General features: G+C 72.1%; 15 protein-coding genes. 6 read left to right on the top strand and 9 right to left on the bottom strand.

The window, feature by feature from the left end; translation table 11 throughout:
- Window position 1 precedes the first annotated feature (1 nt).
- The 5 genes from ABZ833_RS10725 to ABZ833_RS10705 form a co-directional block, all read right to left on the bottom strand.
- Entirely contained in the window at window positions 2-634 is a 633-nt protein-coding gene (locus ABZ833_RS10725; protein WP_249586616.1) for an isochorismatase family protein, read from the bottom strand.
- Window positions 635-719: 85 nt separating this feature from the next.
- On the bottom strand, window positions 720-2,360 hold the full coding sequence (locus ABZ833_RS10720) for a (2,3-dihydroxybenzoyl)adenylate synthase (protein WP_361043980.1): 1,641 nt from the start codon (window positions 2,358-2,360) through the stop codon (window positions 720-722).
- Complete coding sequence (dhbC, locus tag ABZ833_RS10715; RefSeq protein ID WP_361043978.1) at window positions 2,357-3,577, bottom strand: isochorismate synthase DhbC; 1,221 nt, start codon at window positions 3,575-3,577, stop codon at window positions 2,357-2,359. The genes ABZ833_RS10720 and dhbC overlap by 4 nt, the downstream gene beginning before the upstream one ends.
- A gap of 39 nt (window positions 3,578-3,616) precedes the next feature.
- Window positions 3,617-4,411 carry a 2,3-dihydro-2,3-dihydroxybenzoate dehydrogenase gene (locus ABZ833_RS10710; RefSeq protein WP_361043976.1) on the bottom strand — a complete coding sequence of 265 codons (795 nt, stop codon included), beginning with the start codon at window positions 4,409-4,411 and terminating at the stop codon, window positions 3,617-3,619.
- Complete coding sequence (locus ABZ833_RS10705) at window positions 4,408-5,397, bottom strand: iron-siderophore ABC transporter substrate-binding protein (protein ID WP_361043974.1); 990 nt, start codon at window positions 5,395-5,397, stop codon at window positions 4,408-4,410. The genes ABZ833_RS10710 and ABZ833_RS10705 overlap by 4 nt, the downstream gene beginning before the upstream one ends.
- Before the next feature lie 226 nt (window positions 5,398-5,623).
- Here ABZ833_RS10705 and ABZ833_RS10700 point away from each other — a divergent pair, with 226 nt between their 5' ends.
- From ABZ833_RS10700 to ABZ833_RS10690, 3 genes are read left to right on the top strand one after another with little or no spacing between them, the layout of a single operon-like run.
- A complete protein-coding gene (locus ABZ833_RS10700; protein ID WP_361044780.1) occupies window positions 5,624-6,643 on the top strand; it encodes an iron ABC transporter permease in 1,020 nt (339 codons plus the stop codon).
- A 44-nt stretch (window positions 6,644-6,687) separates the two neighbouring features.
- On the top strand, window positions 6,688-7,746 hold the full coding sequence (locus ABZ833_RS10695; protein ID WP_361044777.1) for an iron ABC transporter permease: 1,059 nt from the start codon (window positions 6,688-6,690) through the stop codon (window positions 7,744-7,746).
- A 4-nt stretch (window positions 7,747-7,750) separates the two neighbouring features.
- Window positions 7,751-8,581, top strand: a complete 831-nt coding sequence (locus ABZ833_RS10690; RefSeq protein ID WP_361043971.1) for an ABC transporter ATP-binding protein — start codon at window positions 7,751-7,753, stop codon at window positions 8,579-8,581.
- On the opposite strand, the gene ABZ833_RS10685 is transcribed toward ABZ833_RS10690, so the two are convergent.
- The 3 genes from ABZ833_RS10685 to ABZ833_RS10675 form a co-directional block, all read right to left on the bottom strand.
- Window positions 8,559-9,695 (bottom strand): M20 family metallopeptidase, encoded by a 1,137-nt coding sequence (locus ABZ833_RS10685; RefSeq protein WP_361043968.1) that lies wholly within the window; start codon window positions 9,693-9,695, stop codon window positions 8,559-8,561. The two genes, ABZ833_RS10690 and ABZ833_RS10685, sit on opposite strands and share 23 nt — an antisense overlap.
- Before the next feature lie 64 nt (window positions 9,696-9,759).
- On the bottom strand, window positions 9,760-11,178 hold the full coding sequence (locus ABZ833_RS10680) for a VWA domain-containing protein (protein WP_361043965.1): 1,419 nt from the start codon (window positions 11,176-11,178) through the stop codon (window positions 9,760-9,762).
- On the bottom strand, window positions 11,175-12,035 hold the full coding sequence (locus ABZ833_RS10675) for a MoxR family ATPase (RefSeq protein WP_361044774.1): 861 nt from the start codon (window positions 12,033-12,035) through the stop codon (window positions 11,175-11,177). Before ABZ833_RS10675 ends, ABZ833_RS10680 begins: the two co-directional genes overlap by 4 nt.
- A gap of 189 nt (window positions 12,036-12,224) precedes the next feature.
- Between ABZ833_RS10675 and ABZ833_RS10670 the strand changes: the two genes are divergently transcribed.
- The 3 genes from ABZ833_RS10670 to ABZ833_RS10660 all read left to right on the top strand — a co-directional run bounded on the left by ABZ833_RS10670 (window position 12,225) and on the right by ABZ833_RS10660 (window position 14,452).
- The gene (locus tag ABZ833_RS10670; protein WP_361043963.1) at window positions 12,225-12,722 is read left to right on the top strand and encodes a helix-turn-helix domain-containing protein; all 498 of its coding nucleotides are present in this window, start codon (window positions 12,225-12,227) and stop codon (window positions 12,720-12,722) included.
- 102 nt (window positions 12,723-12,824) lie between these two features.
- Entirely contained in the window at window positions 12,825-13,358 is a 534-nt protein-coding gene (locus tag ABZ833_RS10665) for an SRPBCC family protein (protein ID WP_361043960.1), read from the top strand.
- Complete coding sequence (locus ABZ833_RS10660; RefSeq protein ID WP_361043957.1) at window positions 13,358-14,452, top strand: LLM class flavin-dependent oxidoreductase; 1,095 nt, start codon at window positions 13,358-13,360, stop codon at window positions 14,450-14,452. The genes ABZ833_RS10665 and ABZ833_RS10660 overlap by 1 nt, the downstream gene beginning before the upstream one ends.
- Here ABZ833_RS10660 and ABZ833_RS10655 read toward each other — a convergent pair.
- Window positions 14,358-15,548 carry a class I SAM-dependent methyltransferase gene (locus ABZ833_RS10655; protein WP_361043954.1) on the bottom strand — a complete coding sequence of 397 codons (1,191 nt, stop codon included), beginning with the start codon at window positions 15,546-15,548 and terminating at the stop codon, window positions 14,358-14,360. The genes ABZ833_RS10660 and ABZ833_RS10655 overlap by 95 nt on opposite strands.
- Between the last annotated feature and the right edge of the window lie 66 nt (window positions 15,549-15,614).

The following is a 15,614-nucleotide window of genomic DNA, read 5'->3' as shown; positions in this document are numbered from 1 at the left end:
GTCAGATCCCCTTCAGAACCGTGTCGGTGGTGGTGACGACCGCGCACCGTCCCGCCGCGTAGCGCAGCGCCATGTCGTGGTCCTCGCGGGAGAAGTCGGCCACGGCGTCGGCGACGACGAAGGCCTGCACGTCACGCATCCACGCGTCGGCGGCCGTCATCAGGACGCCGATGTGGGCGTACACACCCACGATGACGATCTGGTCCCGGCCCGCCTCGCGCATGCGCTCCTCGAGGTCGGTGCGGACGTACGCGCTGTACTTCCACTTCGTGAGCACGGTGTCGCCGGGCTCCGGCGCGACCGGGCCCGCGATCGCCTTCGCGTGCTCGTCGTCGGGCAGTCCGGGGCCCCAGAAGTCCTGCTGCAGGCCGCGCTCGGCCGGCGACTGGCCGCCCGGCTGCGCTGAGTACAGGACGGGGATGCCGGACGCGCGGGCCGCCTTCGCCAACTCGCCGACATTGGCGAGCAGTTCGGTGGTCGGCGAGGTGTCGGGGGTGTAGGCGGTCAGGAAGTGGTTCTGCAGGTCATGGACGAGCAGCACCGCCCGCTGCGGGTCGATGGTCCACGCGACCCGGTTGTCGGGCAGCTCGTCGGACGAGGGCATCGGGTACGGCGTGACGGCGGGGAGCGCCATGTCTGGAGGCCTTTCGGGAACTCAGGAAAGCTGGGTGGATCGGGGTGCTGCCGGGCAGGGGTCGGCTGCCCGGAGCGGGCAGAGGTCAGGCGCCCGGAGCGGCGGCGGTCGTCCGCTGGTCCTTCTTGCTGATCTTGCCGATGCCGGTCTGTGGGAATGCGGTCACGAACTCGACCCGGTCGGGCACCTTGTACGCGGCGAGCCCGCGCTCCCGTACGAACTTCTTGATGACGACGGGCTTCAGCGGTTCGGCGTCCGCGCGCAGGATCACGTACGCGAGGGTCCGCTCGCCGAGGTACTCGTCGGGGACGGCGACGACCGACACGTCGTGCACGTGGGGGTGGGCGAGGATGATGTTCTCGACCTCCTCCGGTGCGATCTTCTCGCCGCCGCGGTTGATCTGGTCCTTCGCCCGGCCCTCCACCACCAGATGTCCGGTGGGGGTGCGGCTCACGATGTCGCCGGTGCGGTAGAAGCCGTCGGCGGTGAACGAGCGTGCGTTGTGCTCGGGGGCGCGCCAGTAGCCGCGAATGGTGTACGGGCCGCGGGTCAGCAGGTGGCCCGCCTCGCCGTCCGGCACGTCCTGGTCGAGGTCGTCGACGATGCGGACCTCGTCGTCCGGGGAGATCGGACGGCCCTGCGTGGTGACGATGGTCTCCGCCGGGTCGTCAAGACGCGTGTAGTTGACCAGGCCCTCGGCCATCCCGAAGACCTGCTGGAGGGTGCAGCCGAGCGCGGGGGCGACGCGGCGCGCCGCCGACTCGCTGAACTTCGCGCCGCCCACGAGGAGTACGTCGAGGCTGGAGATGTCGTACGGAGTGGTGCGCCCCGCGTCCGTCCAGACCAGGGCGAGCGGCGGGACGAGACCGGTGATCGTCACGCGTTCGCGCTCGATGAGCGGGAACGCGGTGTCCGGGTCGGGCTGCGGGCACATCACGACACGGCCGCCCGCGTAGAACAGACCCAGTGAACCGGGCGACGACAGCGGGAAGTTGTGCGCCGCGGGCAGCGCCACGAGGTAGACCGAGTCCTCCGTCACGCCACAGATCTCGTTCGAGCCCCACAGCGAGTACATGTAGTCGTCGTGGGTGCGGGGGATCAGCTTGGGCACGCCGGTGCTGCCGCCCGAGAGCTGGAGGAACGCGAGGTCGGACGGCGCGGGGCCGTCGATCTCGACCGGCTCGCGCGGCACGTCGGCCAGGGCCGTGTGCTCGCCCGGGTCGCCCACCACGAACACGTCGCGCAGCGTGGGCACTTCGGCACGGATCTTCGAAGCGAGGTCGCGGTGGTCGAAGCCGCCGGCCCGGTCCGGGATGACGTAGGCGACGGCCTCGGTGAACTCGCAGAAGTAGTGGATCTCCGTCTCGCGGTGCGCGGGCAGCGCGAAGACCGGCAGGGCGCCGATCCGGAAGAGCGCGAAGATCACCTCGAAGAACTCGGCGACGTTCGGCAGCTGGACGACGACCCGGTCACCCTTGGTGATGCCGCGGGCGATGAACCCTGCGGCCAACTGGTCGGCGCGTACGTCGAGTTCGCCGTACGTCCAGTTCCGGTCCCCGTCGGTGACCGCGACCCGGGCGGGGTGTGCGTCGGCCCGCTCGCGGAGCATGCCGCCGAAGGTCTCGCCGCGCCAGTAACCTGCGGCGCGATAGCGCTCGGCGAACACCTCCGGGATGCGCGGCGCGTCTCTGCGGCTGTCCGCCCCCAGGCTGTCCGTCTTCGTCATCGGTCGACCCCCACCGCATCAAGGAACGTACGGAACTTGGCGCCCGTCTCGGCCCGTTCGGCCTCGGGCGAGGAGTCGGCCACGACACCCGCGCCCGCGAAGAGCCGCAGCTGTCCACCGCCGCCCTGTGTCTCCTCGGCCTCCGCGCAGCGGATGGTGACGACCCACTCGCCGTCGCCGCGCGCGTCGCTCCATCCCACCATGCCGGTGTAGTGCCCGCGGTCGAAGGGCTCGAGCTCGCCGATCACGCCACGGGCGTGCCCGGTAGGGGTACCGCAGACCGCCGGAGTCGGGTGCAGGGCGGTGGCCAACTCCAGTGCCGAGGTGGTCGGTTCGGCAAGATCGCCGGTGACGGTCGTCGACAGGTGCCACATGGTGGCGGTGCGGACCAGGGTGGGCCGCTCCGGGACGTCGAGGTCGGTGCAGAACGGGGCGAGGGCCTTGTGCACGGCGTCCACGACGACGGCGTGCTCGTGCAGGTCCTTCGCCGATTCGAGCAGCGCGGCGGCCCGGCGCACGTCCTCGGCGAGGTCCGCCGAGCGGGGCGTCGAACCGGCAAGCGGGTTGGCGGTCAGGCGGTTGCCGTGCCGGGACACGAGCAGCTCGGGGCTCGCGCCCATGAGGGTGCGGCCCGCGCCCGTGGGCACGGCGAAGGAGTAGCCGCGCGGGTCGCGCCGTGCCAGGCGCTGGAGCATCGCGGGCAGGTCGAGCGGGCTGTCCGTGGACAGCTCCAGGGTGCGGGCGAGGACGACCTTGTCGAACTCTCCGCTCTTCATGCGCGCCACGGCGGCCTCGACCGAAGCTGCGTACTCGGCGCCCGACGGGACCTCGCGCAGCTGCCAGCCGCCGGCCGTGGCGGGCGGGGGAGTGGGCAGCGCGACGAGCGGGTCGGTGCGCAGCGCGGGCGCCCAGCGGGCCGCTTCGGGCACGGCGAGCACGGCGGGTGCGGTGGGGTCGAAGGGGATGGAGCCCACCACGATCGGGGCCTGGTTGCCCGCGCGTCGCTGCGCGTCGAGCGTGGCGGTGACCCGCTCCGTCAACGGCCGCTCGTCGTGCGGTACTTCGGCGGCCGTGCCGTGAGCGAGGAGAGTACGGGTGGGCGACGCGAAGAACCGGGTGTCGCCGGGTCGGTAGGCGTCGAGCAGCGCGGTCGCCGCGCCGACGGCCCCGGGGGTGGTGGGGGCGGCGACTGCGACCACGTCGTTGGGGGGTGTCACGGATGACTCCTCGTCAAGTAGGGGAGGGCGGCGCGGCTTTCAGGCGCGCAGGGTGGCGCCGCCGTCCACGTACAGGTCGTGCAGGGTGATGTGCCGGGCCCGGTCGGAGACCAGGAAGGTGACCGCGTCGGCGATGTCGGCGGGATCGGCGATCCGGCCGAGCGGGATGCCGACCCGGTACGAGGACGGGTCGCCGTCGATGACCCGGGCGGCGGCCTGCTCGTGGTCGTCCGTCCACAGCTGCCGCTGCATGTCGGTGTGCGTGGAGCCCGGCGAGACGACGTTGCAGCGCACGCCGTCGCGGGCGACCTCGAGGCCGAGGCATTTGGTGAACATGGTGGCGGCGGCCTTGGACGCGGCGTACGCGGCCATCTGGGTGCGGGGCACCCCGGCGGCGTTCGAACCCACCGTCACGATGGATCCCTTGCCCCGCGCGGTCATGCGGCGGGCCGCGGCGCGCGAGGTGTGGAAGACACCGTTCGTGTTGACGGCGAAGGTGTCCGCCCAGTCGGTGTCGGTGAGTTCGACGACCGGGGCGGGCCTGAGGATGCCCGCCACGTTGACGAGGATGTCCAACGGCCCCACGGTGCGCTCGACTTCGTCGAACGCCGCGTCCACGGCGGCCGCGTCGGTGACGTCGAGGACCATGCCGGTGATGCGGCCGCCCTCCGTCTCCTGCGGCTGCTGCTTGACGTCGGGCGACCGGTCGGCGGCCACGACCCGCGCGCCGCGCTCGGCGAGCGCGCGGGCCACTGCCTGTCCGATGCCCCGGTTCGCGCCGGTGACCAGGGCCACCCGCCCCGCGAGCTCCAGGTCGGCTATGCCGGAGGTCACTTGCCCATCGCCTTCTCGACGTCCTCGAGGACGGAGACGGCGGCCTGCGGGCCGCCCAGGCTGGTCCACTTCGAGCCGTCGATCTCGGTGGTGTGGTCCTTCTTGACCGCGTCGAGCTGCTTGTACGCGGCCTTGCCCTTCAGCTCCTTGAAGAGGTCGGCGTCCGGTCCTGCGGAGGCGAGCGTGCCGATGAACAGCCAGTCGGCGTCGATCTGCTTCAGGTCCTCGTCGCTGAGCGGCGTCGAGTGGCCCTCGCCCTTCTTGTTCTGGATGCCGGGGCGCTTGAAGCCGAGGTCCTTGAGGACGTCGGAGATGAACACGCCCTGCTGCATGACGGCGGTGCCCTTGGCGGAGTAGCGCGCGACGGAGACGCTGGCGCCCGCGTTGTCGCCGAGGTTCTTCTTCACGGCGGCGGCCTTGGTGTCGTAGTCCTTGAGGAACGCGCTCGCCTCGTTGGACTTGCCGAGCACCTCGCCGGTGATCTCCAGGGACTTCTTCCAGTCCTTGGTTCTGTCGATCGTGACGACCGTCGGGGCTATCGCCTTGAGCTGCTTGAGCACCTGCTGGTCGGCGAGCTGGCCCGCGAGGATGACGTCCGGCTTGGCCTGCAGGACCTTCTCGATGTCGGGTCCGGTGACCGCGCCCACGACGGGGATGTCCTTGGCCTGGTCGTTCAGGTACTCGGGGGCGCCCTTCTGGCCGCGGCCCGCGGAGAGGCCGACGGGCTTGACCTTCAGGGCGAGGGCGGAGTCCAGGTCCATCTCGCTCAGCGCGATGACCTTCTTGGGATTGGCCGGAACCTTTACCTCCGCACCGGAGGCGTCGGTGACGGTGACGTCCTTCGCGGCGTTTTTGGCCTTGTCGCCCGATCCGGAGCCGGAGTCGTCGGACGAGTCCGAACCGCAGGCGGAGAGGGCGAGCGCGGAGGCCAGAGTGAGGGCCGCAACCGCGGTCAGCCGGGTGCGCGGGGAGTGGTTCGAGGACATGTCCGTGATCTCCATGCTTCTGTAGTCCGGCGGTCAGTCCGGACATAAGGGTCATCCCTGGCCGTGTCGGGGCATGACGAATTGGCCCTGAGGGATCAGGGAGTTCGGCCACACCCCGAACCGGGGCTCCAGGTCAAGGTTAGGTTAGGCTAACTTCATGTTGGTTGCGCAAGAGGGGCGGGTCCCAACGTCCGGATCCAGACCTCCGATACCGGGCTTGGCGAAGATGCATCGCCCCACGCTGTGGGCGGCTGCCGCCCTCGTTGTCCTGCTTCTGCTGCTCGGCCTCCTTTCGCTCCTGGTCGGGTCGGGGTCGACGCCGATGGGCCGCGCCTGGGACTTCCTCACCGGGGATCCTTCGGCGCGGGCCGACGCCCAGATCCGGCTCGCCGTGATGGACGTACGCCTTCCGCGTACGCTCGCCGGTGCCCTGGTCGGCGTCGCCCTCGGCGCGGCGGGCTGCCTCCTGCAGGCCGTCACCCGCAACCCGCTCGCCGAGACGGGCCTCCTCGGGGTCAACTCGGGCGCGGCCCTTGGTGTCGTGATCGGCCTCACCTACTTCGAAGTGACCTCGGCGTACGGCGTGTTGGTGTGGGCGCTCGTCGGCGGCATGGCCGCGAGCGCGGTGGTGCTGCTGCTCGCCGCGTCCGGGCGGGCCGCTGGATCGCCGCTGCGGCTCGTCCTCGCCGGATCGGCGCTCGGCGCGACCTTCCACGGCATGACGTCGTACGTCCTGCTCGGCACGCAGTCGACCTTCGACACCTACCGCTACTGGACCATCGGTTCGCTGGCCGGCATCAAGACCTCCGAGACCTACCCCCTGATCCCGCTGATCGCGGTCGGCCTCCTGATCGCCTTCTGCTGCGTACGGCCGCTGTCCGCGCTCGCACTCGGCGACGACAGCGCACGCTCGCTCGGCCACCACCCGGGACGGATCCGTCTGATCGTCGCGGCGGCGGTGACGCTCCTCGCGGGCTCCGCGGTCGCCCTCGCGGGACCCATCGCCTTCCTCGGCCTGCTCGCCCCGTACGCCGCGCGCGCCGTCACCGGCCCCCGGATGGCGGGCCAGTTGGTGCTCTCGGCGCTGGTCGCGGCGAACGTGATGATCGCCGCCGACCTGCTCGCCAGGGTCGTGATCCGCCCCTGGGAGACCCCTGTGAGCGTGCTCCTCGCCTTCATCGGCGGCCCGTTGCTGATCTGGATCGCACGGTCGCAGCGGATGTCCACGGCGGGGGTCGCCGCGTGAGTACCCACGAGACACCGGAGTCAGGGGCTCCGGAGGCCGCGCATGTGACCCCGGACGACATCACCCCGCCCGACTCCACCGCCGTACGCGTCGGCGCCTTCTCCTGGCTCTTCCCCTACCGCAGCGCCCTCGCCGCCGTCGGACTCACGCTGGTCATCGCGGCGGTCGTCTCGCTCGCCACCTTCGCGAGCTCCACCGGGATGAGCTTCTCCGACAGCCTCTCCGGACTGCTCGGAACCGGGGACTCCGCCACCGTCATGCTGGTGCAGGACTTCCGCCTCCCGCGCATCGCCGTGGGGCTCATGGTCGGCGCGGCGCTCGGCATCGCCGGGTGCCTGACCCAGACGCTCGCCGGGAACCGCCTCGCCACCCCCGACATCATCGGCGTCAACGAAGGCGCCACCGCGGCCGTCGTCGCCTCCGTCGTCGGCTCGTCCACCGGCATGATCGGCGACTGGTGGCTCGGGCCGCTCGGCGCCGCCGCCGCGGCCATGGTGGTCGTCGCCTGCGCGGGCGGCGCGGGCAGCGGGGGATACCGGATCCTCGTCGTCGGCATCGGCGTCTCCACCGTCATCGGCGCCGTCACCGACCTCGTCATGTCCCGCGAGAACGACAACACCGCGGGCGGCGTCTTCCTCTGGACCGTCGGCTCGCTCAGCGGCCGGGACTGGAGCGTCGGCACGCCCCTGTCGCTCGTCCTGCTCGTCCTCGTCCCGCTCTCCCTCGTGGCGGGCAGCCGCCTCCAACTCCTGCGCTTCGACGACGACATGGCGGCCACCCTCGGCGTCAACGTCCGCCGCGTCCGCGCGGTGACCCTCGCGCTCGCCGTCGCCCTGTCCGGCGTGGCCGTCGGCATCGGCGGCCCCATCGCGTTCGTCGCGCTCGCCGCACCCGTGGTCGCGAGCCGGCTCAGCGGACCCACTCGTGTCCCGGTCATCGGCTCGGCCCTGGTCGGCGCGGCCCTCGTGGGCGCAGCCGACGCGCTCGGCCGCGTCGTCGCCCCCGTGGAGATCCCCGTCGGCGTCATCACCAGCGTCCTTGGCGGACCCTTCCTCCTGTGGGTCCTCTTCGGCAAGAACTCCGAGCAGACCGGAAAGGCCTGACCCCGTGCAACTGACCGTCGAGGCGCTCACCTCCGGCTACCCCGGCCACACGGCCGCCGTGGACGGCGTCGACCTGACCATCCCCAGCGGACAGGTCGCCGCCATCGTCGGCCCCAACGGCTGCGGAAAGTCCACGCTCCTGCGCTCCATCTCCCGGCTCCACAAGCCGAGTTCGGGCACCGTGCGCGCCGGGGACGAGGACGTGTGGCGGCTCACCCAGCGCCGCGCGGCCCACCGCATCGCGCTGCTCGCCCAGTCGCCGCAGGCCCCCGAGGCGGTCACCGTCGCCGGACTCGTCCGCTACGGCCGCCACCCCCACCAGGGGCTGTTCCGCCAGTGGTCGCGCGAGGACGAGGCCGCGGTGCGCGAGGCGCTCGAAGCCACCGGCACCACGGAGCTCGCCACGCGCCGCCTCGACCACCTCTCCGGCGGTCAGCGCCAGCGGTGCTGGCTGGCGATGGTCCTCGCGCAGCAGACGCCGATCGTGCTCCTCGACGAGCCGACCAGCGCCCTGGACCTCGGGCACGCCGTCGAAGTCCTGTCCCTGGTACGGGAGGTGGCCGCGGCGGGCCGCACCGTCGTCATGGTCCTGCACGACCTCGCGAGCGCCGCACGCTACGCCGACACCGTCGTCGCCATGAACGCCGGAAAGATCGTCGCGAACGGCCCGGCCCGCGACGTGGTGACCGCCGAGCTGGTCAAGGAGCTGTACGGGATCGACGCCGACATCCTCCAGGCACCGGGCGACGGCTCCCCGGTGGTCGTACCGACGATGACCGGGAAGCCATCGGTGCCCGCCCCCGCGAAGGCGACTACGAAATCGCCGACCGGCTGACGGCGAAGTCCGCGGCCGTCCACGCGAGCCCCACGGCCCCGTCGATCAGGGCCCGTTCGGCGAGGGGCGTGGCGGCCGCGGCGGCGAACTCCGGCTGGTGCGGGCCACAGCTGCCCCCGCTGATGTCGAGCACGGGGTGGATCGAGGGCACGACGTGCGAGACGTTGCCCATGTCGGTGGACGCGAAGGGCCCGCGCCGCTGCGGCTCGGGCCGCCCCAGGGCGCGCGCGTTAGCCTCCCACAGTGCGACGAGCCCGGCGTCCGACCGGAAGTCGAGATAGTCGGGCGCGGGCTGCTCGAGCTCCACCGTGCACCCGGCCGCGAGCGCCCCCGCCCGGAAGCAGTCCGCCACTCGCTCCCGCAGCTCGCGCAGCTCTTCGACGGACGGTGTCCGCAGCGCGTACGCCGCGCTCGCCCGCTCGGGAATCGCGTTGAGCGCCGTCCCCGCCTCGGTGGTGATGCCGTGCACCTTCCACTCCCCGGGCAACTGCTGCCGCAGCAGCCCGAGCGCCACCTGCGCCACGGTCAGCGCGTCGGCCGCGTTCCGCCCGTCCTGCGGGTTGAGCGCGGCGTGCGCGGACTTGCCCGTGTACGTCGCCGACAGCGCCCCCATCGCGTACGAATGGAAGTCGGCCACCTCGAACGGGCACGGATGCACCATCATCGCCGCGTCGACCCCCTCGAAGGCCCCGGCGTCGAGCAGCAGCGCCTTCCCGGCACCGCTCTCCTCGGCGGGAGTCCCCAACACCCGCACGGTGAGGCCCAGTTGATCGACGAACGGAGCAAGGCCGAGCGCGGCCCCCACGCCCGCCGCCGCGATCAGATTGTGCCCGCAGGCATGCCCCATGCCCGGCAGCGCGTCGTACTCGCAGGCCAGCGCGACGGTCACGGGCCCGGACCCCAAGGTCGCCTCGAAGGCGGTCTCGAGCCCGTAGGCAGGCGCGGTCACCGCGAACCCGTGCCCGCGCAGCACGTCCGCACACCAGGCGGCGGCCTGCCGCTCCTCGAACGCGATCTCCGGATGGGCGTGGATCAGCCGGCTGAGCCCGACGAGCTCGCCTTGCACCTCGCCGATCCGAGCCCGGATCTCCTCCTTGAGCCCGTCGCCTGCCACGCGTCCTCCTCGTCACCGCCGCCGACACTCCGTTCGGACAGCTTACGGTCGGCCGCGCGCCTGGTCAGACCGGCAGCAGACGCCCGATCAGCGCGCTGAGCTGCCGCGCGTTGCGGCACTCGTACATCTCCACGTACTCGGCGTAGGTGGAGGCCGCCGAGTCGCCCGTCTGCCACTGGGCGCGGCGCTCGGGGTTGAGCCAGTACACCTGGCGGGCGCGCGAGGCGATGGTGCGCAGGGCGGGGACGTTCGGGTCGCTCATGTTCGTGCGGGCGTCGCCGAGGACGAAGACCGTGGAGCGCGCGGTGACCGCCTCGGCGTAGCGCTCCGCGAACTCGCCCAGGGACGAGCCGTAGTCACTGCTGCCGTGGTAGCCGGTGACCGCCGCTCCCGAGATGATCCGGCCGCCCAGGCCCTCGGGGTCGGCCGTGCCCCGCGCGATGAGGTCGGTCACCTCGTCGACGCGGTTGACGAAGGCGAAGACGCGCACCTTGCTGAACTGGTCGTGCAGCGCCTGGACCAGCAGCATCGTGAAGTTGGCGAAGCCCGCCACCGAGCCGGACACGTCGCACAGGAGGACCAGTTCGGGGCGCGCGGGGCGGCGGCGCCGCAGGATCGGGCGCATGGGGATGCCGCCCGTGGACAGCGAGCCGCGCAGCGTCCTGCGCAGGTCGATCCGGCCGCGGGTCGCACGGCGGCGGCGCGCGGCGAGGCGCGTCGCGAGTTTGCGGGCCAGTGGCTGGACCGTTCTGCGCAGTTCGTCGAGCTGGGCGCGGCCCGCGATGAGGAAGTCGACCCGGTCGGCGGTCGGGGCGATGGCCCGCCGCGCGATCACCTCCGCGCCGCGCCGCTCGGCGACCCGGCGGCGCGCCTCGGCGCGTACCGCGTCGCGGAAGGTCTCGATGCGGCGGCGGATCTCGTCGGCGGTGAGGCGGTCGGTGAAATCGCCTTCCGCGGTGCCCTGGCGGATACCGGCCAGGACGCGGGCCAGCAGGGTCTCCGGACGGAGCCGGGACAGCGTCTGGTGCGACGACCACCCGTCCGAACCGCCCGAGCCGCCACCTTCACCTCCCGCCCCGGGCCGCGTGCCGTAGCCGCCCATGCCGTCGACCGCCTCGGCCGCCAATTGGACGAGCAGTGCCTGGTCGTCGGCGGCGAGCGCGGCGGCCAGGCGGTCGCGCAGGTCGTCCCTGTCGAAGGCCTTGCCGGAGCCGTCAAGGACCTCCGGAGCGCCGACCCCGCGCGGAAAGTACAGGTCGAAGACCGGATCGAACACCGGCCGCTGCCCCTCGCCGTGCAGCAGCGCGGCGGCGAGACCCTCCCGCAGCCGCTCCCGGTCGGTGAGGCCGAGCGCCTCCACCGCCATCCCGGCGTCCACCGTCTCGCCCGTGCCGATCCGGATGCCGTGCGAGCGCAGGGCCCGCACGAGTGCGGTGACACGTTCCGGTACCCCGGTGGTCCCGGCCGCCGACGGCGCGGTCACACCGCGTCCAGGTCCAGTTTGGCCGCCGCCTTCAGCACGTCCTCCTGGTGCTTGAGCACGACGCCGAGACTGCTCCGCACGACGTCCTCGTCGAGACAGTCGGCGCCGAGGGCGAGCAGCGTACGGGCCCAGTCGATGGTCTCGGCGACCGACGGCACCTTGCGCAGGTCCATCGCGCGCAGCGCGCCGACCACGCGGACGACGGACCGGGCGAGCGCCTCGTCGAGCCCCGGCACCTTCAGGCGCACGATCCGGCGCTCCAACTCCTCGTCGGGGAAGCCGATGTGGAGGAAGAGACAGCGGCGGCGCAGCGCCTCGGAGAGCTCACGGCTCGCGTTCGACGTGAGCACGGTGAAGGGGCGGCGCGTGGCGGTGATCGTGCCCAGCTCGGGGACCGTGACCTGGAAGTCGCTCAGGACTTCCAGGAGCAGCCCTTCCACCTCGACGTCCGCCTTGTCGGTCTCGTCGATCAGGAGGACCTTCGGCTCGCTGCCGCGGATGGCGGTGAGCAGCGGGCGCGGCAGCAGGAACTCCTCGCTGAAGATGTCCGTGCGCGTCTCGTCCCACGACTCGTCGCGGCCCGCGGTGATGCGCAGGAGCTGCTTGGCGTGGTTCCACTCGTACAGCGCGCGGGACTCGTCCACGCCCTCGTAGCACTGGAGACGGACCAGGCGCGCGTCCGCGACCTCGGCGACGGCCTTGGCCAGCTCGGTCTTGCCGACGCCCGCCGGGCCCTCCACGAGCAGCGGCTTGCCCAGGCGGTCGGCAAGGAAGACGGTGGTGGCGACGGCCGTCGAGGCCAGATAGCCCGTTTCGGCGAGCCGCGTGGCGACATCGTCCACGGATGTGAAGAGCAACGGAGCCTCCGGGCTGATACGGAACGACGTGACGGCTCCTGCCACTTGATCAGCAGCACGGACCCTTCCACAACGGCGGCGCCGCGTTTGCGTCGAACGTCACGTGAGCGCGCCCGCACCCGCCCCGGTCTGCTGAGTCCAGTCCCGAGACCCACCGGGATCCGTGGCCCCTTCTCGTATCCTTGCGGCATGAGGCGGACCTCCTTTGCCAACTGGCCCTGCTCCATCGCCCGCACCATGGACCTGCTGGGCGACTGGTGGACCCCGCTCGTGCTGCGCGAGGCGTTCTACGGGATCAAGCGGTTCGACGCCTTCCAGCAGGAGCTGGGCATCGCGCGCAACACCCTGACCGACCGGCTGCGCCGCCTGGTCGACGAGGGCCTGCTGGAGAAGCGCGCCTACCAGAACGAACCGGTCCGCTACGACTACGTGCTCACCGAGAAGGGCCGCGACTTCTTCGGCGTGCTCGCCGTGATGAACAGCTGGGGCAACCGCTGGCTGAGCGGTGACGAGGGGGCGCCCGTCGTCTTCGAGCACGACCGCTGCGGGCACGAGGCCTCGGCCGAGGTGGTCTGCGGTCACTGCAAGGAGCCGATGGCGGCCGCGGACACCCACCCGCGCCTCGGCCCCGGCTACCCGGCGCGCCTGGCCGAACGGCCGGGCATCCGGGACCGTTTCAACCGCTGAACTCCCCGGCTCCCCGCGTCTTCCCGTCCGTCGCCGCACTCTTGACGAGTGAGTCTATCTACGCAACTCTCGTGGTCAGCGACTACAGAGAGGCGACCCACGATGGAGTGGACAGGCGCGCGCTACGCGGACAGGCCGACGACCGAGGTGCACACACGGATCGCCGCGTCACCGGAGCACGTGTGGGAACTGGTCTCCGACATCGGCCTGATGCCCACGCTGAGCACCGAGCTGCGGTCGGTCGAATGGCTGGACGGAGCGACCTGGCCCGTGCTCGGCGCCCGCTTCCTCGGCCGCAGCGAGCACGCGTCGTTCGGCGCCTGGGAGACCACGTCGTACGTGGTGGAGTGCGAGGCCCCGCGTGTGTTCGCCTGGGCGGTCGAGGACCCCGAACAGCCCAGCGCCGTCTGGCGGTTCAGCCTCCGGGCGGCGGACGACGGCGGCACCGAGCTGACCCAGTGGATGCAGATGGGGCCCGGCCGCTCGGGCCTGTCGTACGCGATCGACCGGATGCCGGACAAGGAGCAGAAGATCGTGTACGTACGGATGCGGGAGTTCGAGCAGAACATGGCGGCCACGCTGGGCGCGATCAAGAAGCTGGCCGAGGGCGCCGCCTCCGGAGAGGCGGACGCGTGATGCGCACGTCGACGACCATCGAGGCGTCCGGGGCCAACTGGCGGGAGACCGTCGACTTCGTCACCGAGGCCGAGAAGCTGGGGATGGACATCTGCTGGGTCGCCGAGGCATGGGGATCCGAAGCGCCGTCCCCGCTCGGCTACTTGGCCGCGCGCACGGAACGGATGCTGCTCGGCTCCGGCATCATCCAGCTCGCGACCCGGACCCCGGCGGCCATCGCCCGAGCGGCGATCACCCTCTCGAACATCTCCGACGGGCGCTTCGTCCTCGGGCTCGGTCCGTCGGGACCGCAGGTGATCGAAGGCCTGCACGGAGTGCCGTTCGCCCGGCCGCTCACCCGGATGCGGGAGACCGTGGAGATCGTCCGCCAGGCGGCCACGGGGGAGAAGATCTCTTACGCGGGAAGGGAGTTCACCATCCCGCTGCCCGGCGGCGAGGCCAGGCCCATGCGCCTGTCGATGCGCGCCGAGCACGAACTGCCCGTCTATCTGGCCACCCTCTCGCCCAAGATGCTGCGCCTGACCGGCGAGGTCGCCGACGGCTGGCTCGGCACCAGCTTCGTCCCCGAGGGCGCCAAGGAGGCCTACTTCGACCACCTCGACGCGGGCCTCGCCGCCTCCGGCCGCACCCGCGGCGACCTGAACATCTGCCAGGGCGCCGAAGTGGCCTTCGCCGACGACGAGGACGCGCTGCGCACGATGGTCGCGAGCCGCAAGGCGGAACTCGCCTTCAGCCTGGGCGGCATGGGCTCTGCCACCACCAACTACTACAACAACGCCTACAGCAGGCAGGGTTGGGCCGACATCGCGGCGCAGGTCCGCACCCGCTGGCAGTCCGGCGACCGTGACGGAGCGGCGGCCCTGATCACCGACGACATGGTCCTCGCCACCACCCTCATCGGCACCGAGGACATGGTCCGCGAGCGGCTGAGGGTGTGGCGCGACGCGGGCGTGGACACGGTCCGCTTCTACCCCGCGGGCGAGAGCCTGGAGGCGCGGCTCACGACCCTGGGGCGGGCGATCGACCTGGTCCGTGAGGTGGAGGGGCAGGGGAGCGCTCCGGCGGCTGGGCCGTCAGACGCCACAGCGACGTGACCTCGGCGGCACGTGCCGCGTGCAGGGGGTCCGCGGGGTCGGATGCCCGGGGGTGACGTGGCCGGGTGTCGAGGCGGTCCGCGACCCGCAGGCCCGCTCCGGTGATGGCCGAAGGGAGTTCGCCGGGTGCGCGCAGGCCCAGGTGTTCGGCCAGGTCCGACATGATCAGCCAGCCTTCGCCGCCGGGCACCAGATGAGCGGCCAGGCCCGTCAGGAAGGCGTGGAGCATGGCGCCCTTGGGGTCGTAGACGCCTTGCTCCAGGGCCGAGTTGGGCTTCGCGGGGAGCCAGGGCGGGTTGCACACGACGAGGGCGGCGCGGCCGGGCGGGAAGAGTTCCCCGCCACCTGCGATCTCCACCTGCCCGGTCAGACCGAGGCGGCTCATGTTGGCGCGGGCGCAGGTCAGCGCACGGGGGTTGTCGTCGGTGGCCACGACGCGCCGCACGCCCCGGTGGGCGAGGACCGCGGCCAGGACGCCGGTGCCGGTGCCGAGGTCGAAGGCCGGTGCTCCGAGTGAGACGGGGCGGGGCAGCGGTGCCCGCGCCACCAGGTCGACGTACTCACCCCTGACCGGCGAGAACACCCCGTAGTGCGGATGGATCCGGGCGCCGATCGCGGGAACGTCCACGCCCTTGGCGCGCCACTGGTGCGCGCCGAGCACACCGAGCAGCTCCCGCAGCGAGACCACCGACGGGGTCGGCAGGGGCGGGCCGTACGCCTCCTCGCAGGCGGCCCGGACATCCGGAGCCCTGCGCAGGGCGAGCGTGTGGTCCGCGCCGAGCGGCACGATGAGCCTGCCGAGCACGCGGGCCCGGTGGCCACTGGCGCGCCGCTGGAGGTGGAAGGCCGCCTGTGCGGACGAGGCCACGGGGGCCTTGCGGTCGATCCGGCGGCCCATCGCGCGCAGCAACTGGCGCGCCTGGTGGTAGTCCCCCTGCCACAGCAGGGCGGTGCCCTCGCAGGCGAGGCGGTGGGCGGTGGAGGCGTTCATGCGGTCGTCGGCCGGGACGACATGGCGGGGCGCGGGCATTCCGGTCTCGGAGTGCCAGCGGGCGGTGTGCTCGGTGTCGCCGTCGATCCAGTGGATCTCGGACACAAATACTCCTCAGAGAGTGAACGTGCGGGGCACGAACAGCACTTCGACGAGGAGCGGGAGCGGTCG

Origin of the sequence: Streptomyces sp. NPDC047525 (assembly GCF_040643025.1) — a bacterium.
In the GTDB taxonomy this organism is placed as follows: domain Bacteria; phylum Actinomycetota; class Actinomycetes; order Streptomycetales; family Streptomycetaceae; genus Streptomyces; species Streptomyces durmitorensis.
This window is presented reverse-complemented; position numbering and strand designations above follow the sequence as displayed.

What these genes read in the sequence shown, in the direction of transcription:
- ABZ833_RS10725 (WP_249586616.1), bottom strand. Translation starts at nt 634, where the DNA reads ATGGCGCTCCCCGCCGTCACGCCGTACCCGATGCCCTCGTCCGACGAG.
- ABZ833_RS10720 (WP_361043980.1), bottom strand. Translation starts at nt 2,360, where the DNA reads ATGACGAAGACGGACAGCCTGGGGGCGGACAGCCGCAGAGACGCGCCG.
- ABZ833_RS10705 (WP_361043974.1), bottom strand. Translation starts at nt 5,397, where the DNA reads ATGTCCTCGAACCACTCCCCGCGCACCCGGCTGACCGCGGTTGCGGCC.
- ABZ833_RS10700 (WP_361044780.1), top strand. Translation starts at nt 5,624, where the DNA reads ATGCATCGCCCCACGCTGTGGGCGGCTGCCGCCCTCGTTGTCCTGCTT.
- ABZ833_RS10670 (WP_361043963.1), top strand. Translation starts at nt 12,225, where the DNA reads ATGAGGCGGACCTCCTTTGCCAACTGGCCCTGCTCCATCGCCCGCACC.
- ABZ833_RS10665 (WP_361043960.1), top strand. Translation starts at nt 12,825, where the DNA reads ATGGAGTGGACAGGCGCGCGCTACGCGGACAGGCCGACGACCGAGGTG.
- ABZ833_RS10660 (WP_361043957.1), top strand. Translation starts at nt 13,358, where the DNA reads ATGCGCACGTCGACGACCATCGAGGCGTCCGGGGCCAACTGGCGGGAG.